12 protein-coding genes are annotated in these 8002 nt (G+C 42.3%); 8 read left to right on the top strand and 4 right to left on the bottom strand.

The window, feature by feature from the left end; genetic code table 11:
- The first annotated feature begins 178 nt into the window (after positions 1-178).
- Genes V2H45_RS23940 through V2H45_RS23955 form a run of 4 tightly spaced genes read left to right on the top strand, consistent with a single transcriptional unit; the run spans position 179 to position 1897 of the window.
- The gene (locus V2H45_RS23940) at positions 179-931 is read left to right on the top strand and encodes a class I SAM-dependent methyltransferase (protein WP_330486212.1); all 753 of its coding nucleotides are present in this window, start codon (positions 179-181) and stop codon (positions 929-931) included.
- Positions 932-988: 57 nt separating this feature from the next.
- On the top strand, positions 989-1192 hold the full coding sequence (locus V2H45_RS23945; RefSeq protein WP_330486213.1) for a hypothetical protein: 204 nt from the start codon (positions 989-991) through the stop codon (positions 1190-1192).
- A gap of 4 nt (positions 1193-1196) precedes the next feature.
- The gene (locus tag V2H45_RS23950; RefSeq protein WP_330486214.1) at positions 1197-1763 is read left to right on the top strand and encodes an ATP-binding cassette domain-containing protein; all 567 of its coding nucleotides are present in this window, start codon (positions 1197-1199) and stop codon (positions 1761-1763) included.
- Positions 1742-1897, top strand: a complete 156-nt coding sequence (locus tag V2H45_RS23955) for a hypothetical protein (RefSeq protein ID WP_330486215.1) — start codon at positions 1742-1744, stop codon at positions 1895-1897. Before V2H45_RS23950 ends, V2H45_RS23955 begins: the two co-directional genes overlap by 22 nt.
- 35 nt (positions 1898-1932) lie before the next feature.
- Here V2H45_RS23955 and V2H45_RS23960 read toward each other — a convergent pair whose 3' ends face one another.
- The gene (locus V2H45_RS23960; protein WP_330486216.1) at positions 1933-2118 is read right to left on the bottom strand and encodes a hypothetical protein; all 186 of its coding nucleotides are present in this window, start codon (positions 2116-2118) and stop codon (positions 1933-1935) included.
- Between the two features lie 175 nt (positions 2119-2293).
- Between V2H45_RS23960 and V2H45_RS23965 the strand changes: the two genes are divergently transcribed.
- The gene (locus V2H45_RS23965) at positions 2294-2800 is read left to right on the top strand and encodes a DUF1993 domain-containing protein (protein ID WP_330486217.1); all 507 of its coding nucleotides are present in this window, start codon (positions 2294-2296) and stop codon (positions 2798-2800) included.
- Here V2H45_RS23965 and V2H45_RS23970 read toward each other — a convergent pair.
- On the bottom strand, positions 2797-3093 hold the full coding sequence (locus V2H45_RS23970) for a hypothetical protein (RefSeq protein WP_330486218.1): 297 nt from the start codon (positions 3091-3093) through the stop codon (positions 2797-2799). The genes V2H45_RS23965 and V2H45_RS23970 overlap by 4 nt on opposite strands.
- A 343-nt stretch (positions 3094-3436) precedes the next feature.
- On the opposite strand from V2H45_RS23970, the gene V2H45_RS23975 reads away from it, so the two are divergent.
- On the top strand, positions 3437-4342 hold the full coding sequence (locus V2H45_RS23975; RefSeq protein WP_330486219.1) for an ankyrin repeat domain-containing protein: 906 nt from the start codon (positions 3437-3439) through the stop codon (positions 4340-4342).
- 219 nt (positions 4343-4561) lie between these two features.
- On the opposite strand, the gene V2H45_RS23980 is transcribed toward V2H45_RS23975, so the two are convergent.
- Positions 4562-4963 carry a hypothetical protein gene (locus tag V2H45_RS23980; RefSeq protein ID WP_330486220.1) on the bottom strand — a complete coding sequence of 134 codons (402 nt, stop codon included), beginning with the start codon at positions 4961-4963 and terminating at the stop codon, positions 4562-4564.
- Positions 4960-5499: a hypothetical protein gene (locus tag V2H45_RS23985; RefSeq protein WP_330486221.1), complete on the bottom strand. Its 540-nt coding sequence runs from the start codon at positions 5497-5499 to the stop codon at positions 4960-4962. The genes V2H45_RS23980 and V2H45_RS23985 overlap by 4 nt, the downstream gene beginning before the upstream one ends.
- 461 nt (positions 5500-5960) lie before the next feature.
- On the opposite strand from V2H45_RS23985, the gene V2H45_RS23990 reads away from it, so the two are divergent.
- Together V2H45_RS23990 and V2H45_RS23995 are read left to right on the top strand one after the other, a co-directional pair.
- Positions 5961-6761, top strand: a complete 801-nt coding sequence (locus V2H45_RS23990) for an ATP-grasp domain-containing protein (RefSeq protein WP_330486222.1) — start codon at positions 5961-5963, stop codon at positions 6759-6761.
- 132 nt (positions 6762-6893) lie between these two features.
- Complete coding sequence (locus tag V2H45_RS23995) at positions 6894-7964, top strand: hypothetical protein (RefSeq protein ID WP_330486223.1); 1071 nt, start codon at positions 6894-6896, stop codon at positions 7962-7964.
- Positions 7965-8002 lie beyond the last annotated feature (38 nt).

Raw genomic sequence — 8002 nt, forward strand, 5'->3', positions numbered from 1 at the left:
GGAAAGGCTCTGGCAGTTTAACGGTAGACATTTTTACGCCGTAGTCTACTAGAGAAATTCATAGGCATTGCTACTTGACTGGCTCGTTTACTTTGCGATCGCTACATACTGCTTACATCATCTTCTCTTGCCGCTCAATTAAGCCGTTGGGCTTCCAATTCTTTTTATCAGAGTAACAGTGAACAACATTCAAAGCTTTTCGCTCAATTCGGAACAATATGCCAAACATAGACCTCAATACCCCGATGAGCTTTTTTTATTTTTGAGCGAAATTTCCGAATGTCACGACCGCGCCTGGGATTGTGCAACTGGAAATGGGCAAGCAGCGATTTCCTGTGCAAAATTTTTTGCACATGTTGAAGCAACTGATATTAGTGTCGAGCAAATTCAACACTGCATCATACATCATAAGATAAACTACAGTGTTTCTCCTGCTGAACATACTCCATTTGAAAATCAGTCATTTGATTTGGTTACGGTAGCTTTGGCAATACACTGGTTTGACCAAGAAAATTTTTTTCAAGAAGTAGAACGAGTACTAAAACCCAAAGGCATTTTAGCTGTTTGGGGTTATGGTAGGTTAGAAATTGAACACGAAATTGATGAAGTTATTACTAAGACTTTACTTGAGCCGATCGACCGATTTTGGGCAAGTGGCAATCGCCAATTAAGGAATGGCTATCGTGATTTAGTTCTTCCGTTTGATGAAATTAACATCCCAAAAATTTTTTCAATGAAGGTAGAATGGAATTTACAGCAATTATTAGGGTATTACCGTACTTGGTCTGCGGTGAAACGCTATTCAGCAGAACTTGGAAACGACCCAGTTGACCAACTGGAGCTAAAATTGAAAACAATCTGGAATGAGCCTGATAAAACTAAATTAGTGCAATGGCCTTTGTTTTTAAAAGCCAGCAGAAAGCCTGCATAAATGAAGCCCAACAAAGCGTGAGCTGGACGTTGGGGATTCTGCTGCATTTTCCTAGCAGTGATTAAACTAGAGGGGCTTCCCTACGTTGAAATCACCACCGATCCTGATAACTACCCTTCACGGCGTGTTATTGAGGCTAATGGAGGTATTCTTGTAGAAGAGTTTATCAAGGCTGCTGCCTATGGAGGTTCCACTAGCTTGCGATACCGAATTTTCACTAACAACATACAGCCCCAAGCTTTGGATGCTTTAGGGATTTAGGGATATGGAAATAAAATTGCAAAATTGCGGTCAGAGGATATCGATCGTTGGCACTTCAGGCTCAGGGAAAACCACCTTGGCAAAAAATATTTCCCAACTACTTCAGATTCCACATGTCGAATTAGATGCACTACATTGGGAGCCAAATTGGATAGAAGCTCCTGATCAAGTATTTCGCGATCGCATCTCGAAGGCATTGTCAGGCGATCGCTGGGTCGTCGATGGCAACTACAGCAAAGTGCGTGACCTTGTTTGGGGTAGCGCCGATACAGTGGTATTTCTCGATTATCCTTTTGAGATCGTGTTGAGGCAACTGTTGCGACGAACCTTACAAAGATCGCTAAACAAAGAAGAACTCTGGAGTGGCAATCGAGAAAGTATTTACAAAACATTTTTCAGTCAAGATTCTATTCTGTTATGGATGTTGAAAACCTATGCCAATAACCGTAAAAAGTACCCAGCTTTATTGCAGCAGCCAGAATATAAGCACTTGTCTTTTGTGCATTTGCGATCGCCAAAAATGACGGAAGCATGGTTAACACTCGCAAGATGCTCAAAGAATCTGTGTTAGGGATTGCCCTCATTCAAAAAGAAGGTGGTTCCGTAGAAGCCTCGATCGATGCAGATATCGTATCTAACAGCATTCTAGATGCGCTTGACCTGCTCCAAAATCCTAAACGTCTAATCGCTACTTTACGATCTTGATTTGGAGGGCATAGTTAAATAGTGCTAGCTCTTCTCTAGTTAGAATGTATAAACTTAGAATTTTTGAACTTAGGATTTTTGGTAGTGCTCCAATCGTCATTGGCATAGGTCGTGTCGTTTGCCATAACTGAGGATGCTGCGATCGCGCTGATTCCTAAAACGGTTAAACCAGCAATCAAAACTCGAAGCGTTGAGTTTAGAACCATAGAAAGATATTTCATAGATCTTACAAAAGGTTGAATTGCGATCGCTTTTCAATTTCTGGTACGCAACCGCCTAAAATTAGACAGAGGCAAAAAAGGATTTTTGTCTATACCCCACATTCTATGACACATCTAAACTTGAGCATGTGGACTTTAACTGAAATTTAACTTCCTATTTTTGAGAGAACTATCCATGATGATTTCCATGTACAAAGCTTCAGTACCTGTCCTGATTCGCAACTTGAATAATCTCGTAACGATTTTGGAAAAAGGTGCTGCCCATGCTGAAACCAAAAAAATTGACCCCACCGTCCTAATTAATATGCGTTTGTTCCCTGATATGTTTCCTTTGTCGCGGCAGGTTCAAATCGCCTCAGATATTGCCAAACGCGGGGCCGCTCAACTAGCAGGACAAGAAGCTCCTAAGTATGAGGATAACGAAACAACTTTTTCCGAACTGATCGATCGCGTTCGCAAAACCATTGCTTACCTAGAAACACTGACACCCGAGCAAATTGATGGTTCGGAAGCCAAGTCGATTACTATCCCCATGCGCGACACTTCTCTCACCCTTGAGGGACTGCCATTTCTGTTTGGCTTTGTGCTGTCTAACGTTTATTTCCATATCACGACGACCTATAACATTCTCAGACATTGCGGTGTAGAGCTTGGCAAAAAAGACTTTTTAGGAAGCCCCTAGTCATCGCTTTCGTCATCTTCCCAACCGCAGACCGAACATCGCCAATGTAAAGGTGGCAGTCTTAGCCGCGAAAAGGAATGATTGCAATCGGGGCATTTGCCCGTAAAAATGGGATGCCAAAACCATTCGTCCATGTGCTGCTCGCGGTAATGCTCGGGATTTTCTGGCTCCCATAGTTCGGCTGACTCAAAATCGGGGCAAGTTTTACCGCTTGGCCCCGCTGGATGAACGGCACAGACGAGATAGTTTGTCCGAGAATAAAGATTACAGCGATCGCATTCTGGCAGTTTCATGAAAAAATCTTGATTCAGTGATTAGATTGTCGGTCATTTTAGCAAGCTAATCTCTATCATTGCCTGCTTATTCCCCACGATCCATATCATACAATCGATTCATGAATAATTCCTGTTGCCACGACAGAATAAAGCGAATCGAGAGCGTCAACAAAACGAGAGGAAGAGGTTGAAACTGCTGAAGCGATCGCTGCTTACTGTAGGTGAGTCTTCTCTATCACTTTAGGTTAAATTGAGGCGCAAAATCCAACGACTGCATGGGTTACGCTTCGCTAACCCATCCTACAAATCTAACCAATGTATTAAAAGATAATCCAATAGAATTCTTGTTCAATAATCGTTTATGACATCCATTTATACCTACTTGAATCCATTTAAAGACGATCCAGACAGATTATCCTTAATAATTCTGTATTTTGTACTTGTATTTATCGGTGCAATCACACAGAAGGATCTTATAAAAAGGATACTTATAATAGTTGTCTTTACTATGCCTTTTTTGGTTTCATTTTTGTTTCCCAATACCTATTCTGAATACTCTGAGACTAGTCAAACTTCTCTTGAAAATTTTCTGAAAGAAATTACTACTGAAAGCAATAATTATTTAACATTAATTTTTCTGTTCTTGATTGCATTTACACTAATGTTTGTAGTTCCTTTTCTTCTTTTTTCGCATAGTAAAATTTATCTTTATTCCCAAAAAGGCGATTTAGAGGGCTTAAAAAAAGAATTAGAGAAGGGTTCAGATCCTACAAAAGTCCATCGTCTGTACCGCACATCAGCTCTTCAAATAGCATCCGAAGTTGGACATGTCAATATTGTCTCTTTTTTGCTTTCCAAAGGAGCACTTCCAAATACTCAAGATACAGTTGGCTATTCTCCATTACATGCTGCTTGCGGCAGTGGAAGCCTTGAAATCGTCTGTATGCTTATAGCGGCTGGAGCAGATGTCAATATTAGAGCTTGGAATAATGGAGTGACACCCCTACACTTGGCAGTAAGAAATTACCCTGAAATACTTAAGGTACTAATTGATGCTAAGGCTGATTTAAATCCAAAGGCTTCTAGCGGCATGACTCCGCTACATTACGCAGTACTTGAAAAGTCTTATGATTCAGCAGTTTTACTTGTCAACAATGGTGCAGATGTTAATATTGCTATGCCTGATGGACTCACACCTCTTGAGAAAGCTATTCAGAATCAGGATACTAAAATGATTGAGATCCTCAAGAGCCATAATGCATTGTAAAAACTGAGAGGTGGCGACGCTTGACTGTTAAACGTCAAGTAACGTAGGGTGCGTTCACTAAATGAAACGCACTAAATGGAACTTAAAATATTGTTCCAACGATCGCTATGCAAATATGCAAAGAGGCTCTCAAACTGATAAGCGATCGCGTCTCATGCACAAGAGCGATTTCCTAGGGATAAGTAAGAGATTCCTTTCAGGATGCGTTCCGCCGCAAATCTATCCAAACTGCCTTTCTAATGTCAGACTAGTAAGCTTTTCCTCATCAAAGCTAATACCCCTGCGCTCAAAGTAATGACGCAGATTAATTCGGATGAATAAATCCTTGAGTTCCTCAGCAATTTCTTGAGGAGGGTTCCCAGATAGTGCCGTAGCAATTAAGCGATCTGCCGCTTGAAATTCACCGCAATCAACAGCTAGAGAGGCAGCACTACGATGTAAAATTGAGCGCGTAGGCTCTGCACTTAGATTGTCCGCTAATAATGTAGCAGCTTTAGTTTCTTTCTCGAATGCTTGGCGCAATAACAGACCCGCTTGTTCTAGATCGCCCTTAAGCTTTTTAGTAGAAGCAAGTTCAGCTAAATCTATTGCTTGTCGATGTAATTCTTGAATCTGGCTCATTTTCTTACCATGAACGATAAAGGTTTACTGAATTCAACAACAACGATGTAAGCTGGAAATGTGCCATCGGAAGCCTTTGTCTGTTCTACTTTCTGTTTGACCCTACTCTTAACACGGCGATCGTCACCTTCGCGAATCCCTGAAACTTCTAATCGAACTTTATTCTGAAAAGGTAGTTCGTTTGCCTCACCCTCGACTCCCAACCAGTAATCAAAGCCAGTACCTTTACGCGATCGCTCAATGACTGTAAAGTCTGTCAGGTTGCGGACGAGTATAAACGCAATACCATAAGCAGCTTGCTCGGTGGTATATTCCCTATCATTCCAACAGCGCAACATTTGGTCGGTAATAGTTTGCCAGTAAAGCTTGAAAGTAGCTTTAAAATCTCCATAAATAGAAATCTCTACGCCTTGTGAATGACCTCGTTCCTCCAAACAAATTGCACAGGCTTCTGCTAAGGTTGCACCAAATGACAGTGTGATCGCAGGTAGCCCTTTACCCAGTTTAACTAATTCGATCTCCTCAATATTTTCCAAGCCGACTCCGCTCAGTAAATTACATTTCAGTATACCAAACACCGAAACTTAAGACTTTAACGATCGAGTGACGAAAACGATACGATTCGCAACAGCCTCATTTCCCATCCCGTCGCAGGCAAGATCGCATGGACATCGAATGTAGTCATTAGCGTAGGGCACGTTCATGAAATGAAACGCACCAAATAAATATACATGGAACCTAACTTGTGGTTTCGGCGATCGCTTCTCGAACTAGTCACAGTAAGTTGGATTGAGGAATGAAAACCAACGACTGCATGGGTTATGCTCCGTTAACCCATCCTGCGAATCTTTAGTTCCAACAGGTTAATCTGCTTTGTTCCAAAATCATTATCCCGAATTCATGTTAATGTAATCACGATCTGTTGCAGTTTCCATTGAGATTGAGATAAATTGTTGTTGAATTGTACCTTTAGATTAGGTGTTATTGGTAAAGCATGATGAGATTCCTGTTTCCTAGCGATTATTTCAACCCCAAAAAGCCAGACGAGGGCTTTCTAGAGCAGGTTGAATGCCTTCATAGGGAAGGGTTTGAGACATCAGTTATTTCTCTAGAAACGCTAGGAGTAGGGACATCGAAGATCGTTCCACCCCCCGTTCTAGGTGAAAGCGTGGTGTATCGGGGCTGGATGCTTTCACCCCTTGATTATGAGTCGTTAGCAGGTGTTGTTCAGAGTAAGGGTGCAACCGTTTTGACCTCTCAGGCTTCATATTTGTCAACGCATTACCTGCCAAACTGGTATCCATTGATTGCTGATTTGACTCCAGAAACGAAGTTCTTTTCTATGGATGACGATCTGGAGCAGGAACTGCGAGGACTGGGTTGGAACGGCTTCTTTATCAAGGACTATGTTAAGTCGCTGAAAACTTCTATTGGCTCAATGATTGACGATCCTTCAACAATTGGAACAGTAGTTTCTGAAATGCAGAAGTTTCGGGGAAATATTGAGGGTGGTTTATGCGTGCGCCGAGTTGAAGATTTCAAGATTGAGACTGAGAAGCGTTACTTTGTTTTACAGGGGAAAGCCTTTGCAGCCTCGCCTGACGAAAAAATCCCAGAGATTGTTAAGGAATGCGTTCGACGGATTGAGAGCAAATTTTTCTCTGTGGATGTGGTTGAGCGCAGAGATGGCGGTATGCGAGTAGTCGAAATTGGCGATGGACAGGTATCAGACTTAGTGGGCTGGACAGCAGAACGTTTTGCCGAATTGTGGGCAGAAATTAGTAAGGGGAATCCCTAAAATCAATTTCCATACATTCCATACAATGACTTGACGATCGAGACAGTAGAGAAAGAGAAGATCGCAGGCATATAGTGCCCAGAACCTCTAAAATCATCTTATCAAGTCAATTGGGCTTTATCTGAAAAAAGAATGAGTATCAACAACCTGATTATCTGGTTTGTATTCCTTTCCTGTGGCTTAACCATCATCCGCACGGGTGGCTCGCGCGATCGCAGAGGTTGGGCGATCGTGGCGGCGGCGATTCTAGTTGTGACCGTCGTACTGCTATATTTTGCACCCAAATGGGCAAGCCCCATTAGTGGCAGTTTATGGTTGATTTTGATCGTATTCCCTACAGTTTTGCTGCAATGGGTCAACCGTTTGGTTTATCAGCAGAGTTATCGCAAAGCCAGAATGCTTGCAGAATGCGTGCGTTGGTTGCATCCAGCCGATGGACTCGATCGCTACCCTAAACTGTTATATTCCCTCGAAATGGCGCAGAACGGCAATATGGAGGCAGCAAGGGAAATCTTAAGCCAACATCAAGATCTCAAAACCCCAGAAGGGCGATATGCCGCAATGATGTTGTACAGAATGGATTGCCAGTGGGACGAGTTGCTGACTTGGATACGCGATCGCTTCCCTGAGAAAGTGCTGCATAAAGATCCCAATTTGCTGATGAACTATTTGAGAGCTTTGGGGGAGACAGGCGATTTGAACAGTTTAGTCAAGGAATTGGGAAAATTCGAGCAGAGCGCCGATAAGAACAAAGATCCCATGAGCTTGAATGCGAGCAGAATGACGGTTTTAGCATTTTGTGGCGAAGTGATATTCGTCAAAGCCCTCTTCTCCAATCAGCTAAAGGTTTATTCCCAAGAAATCTCAAATTTCTGGATTGCTACAGCGGAAATGGCAGCAGGCATGGAAGTGGAAGCTAAGGAGAAGTTAATAGCACTAAATCGTAGTAGCGATATTTCGATGCAAAAGGCGATCGCTTGGCGGTTATCTCATGGCTCTCTCAGCGATCGCACGTTAACAGACGAATCAAAACAAATTCTCGCCCAACTTGAAACAGATTTACAGCACGAAGAAAGTTACGGTGGTGCAATTAAACGCACAGGTAAAAGAGTTCATGCGACCTATGTACTCATTGGTTTAAATCTATTAGCTTTTGCCTTGGAAATTGGATTGGGAGGGAACCAGTATATAGAACCCATTTGAGATCTTAAGAAGTGGCTGCAAGTCTCTTCAGCATTAGC

This window comes from Tumidithrix elongata BACA0141, from assembly GCF_036349135.1.
Lineage (GTDB): Bacteria > Cyanobacteriota > Cyanobacteriia > Pseudanabaenales > Pseudanabaenaceae > Tumidithrix > Tumidithrix elongata.